Raw genomic sequence first — 907 nt, forward strand, 5'->3', positions numbered from 1 at the left:
CATAACGCAGGAGGCCGTAGCCGACCCCTTTGTCCGGGATCGCTCGCAGCGTTTCCTTCACTCGCTTGATCTGCTGCGACAAGCTCATCTCTGGCTTCATCTCCAGCACCACCGGGTACGCGCTCGTGAACCAGCCGACCGTCCGGCTGACATCCACATCCGGGAGGATCGTTTCCCTGCCATGTCCTTCCAGCATGATCCCCATACGCTCCATACCACTCCACGACTGAACCGCCAGCGCCAGGGCGGTCAGCAGCAAATCATTGATTTCCGTTCCGTAGGCGCGGTGCGCTTCTTTCAACAGTTGCTGCGTCTGGACTTGTGACCACTCCACGGCCAGCGTTTGGCTAGCTGCTAGCGTTGAAGCTCCTAAAGCTTCTGAGGCTCCTGAGGCTCCTGAGACTTCTGAAGCTACTGAGTCGTAATCCTTGGGCAGCGGCGGAACCGCCAGCTCTACGATCCGTTTCCAGTACGCACGCTGCGCCTCCATCGCCGGACTTCCTGCATAAGCGCTCCATTGCTGCGCCCACGTCTGGAATGCGTCCGTTTTCTGCGGCAGCCGGATGTCTTTCCCTTGTACCGCTTGCTCGTAAGCAGTGGCAAAATCTTCAAACAGAATTCGCCAAGATACCCCGTCCACGACCCAGTGATGAATGACGAGGAGCAAATGATCCCCATCGCCACATTGGAACAAGCCCAACCTCATGAGCGGGCCGCTCGCTAGCGAAATGCTGCCTTGCAGCTCCGCAGCAGCGGCTTCGACCTTTTCGCTCCATCCGGGCTCACCCCGGAAATCGAAAACGTCCAACCTGTAAAGCTCACCGTCTGCCACCTTCCGGTTCCAAGCGACATAGCTGCCGTCCTCGGCCTGCGTCAGCGTCATCCGCAGCGCGTCATGATGGGTCGC

The 907-nt window shown here is 59.0% G+C and carries 1 protein-coding gene; it reads right to left on the reverse strand.

Annotated elements, in window-relative coordinates; genetic code table 11:
- Positions 1-907 (reverse strand): condensation domain-containing protein (locus ACSR9A_RS02720; protein WP_473755472.1); only part of this gene is annotated, 907 nt, incomplete at both ends.

This window comes from Paenibacillus sp. R-74696, from assembly GCF_055814915.1.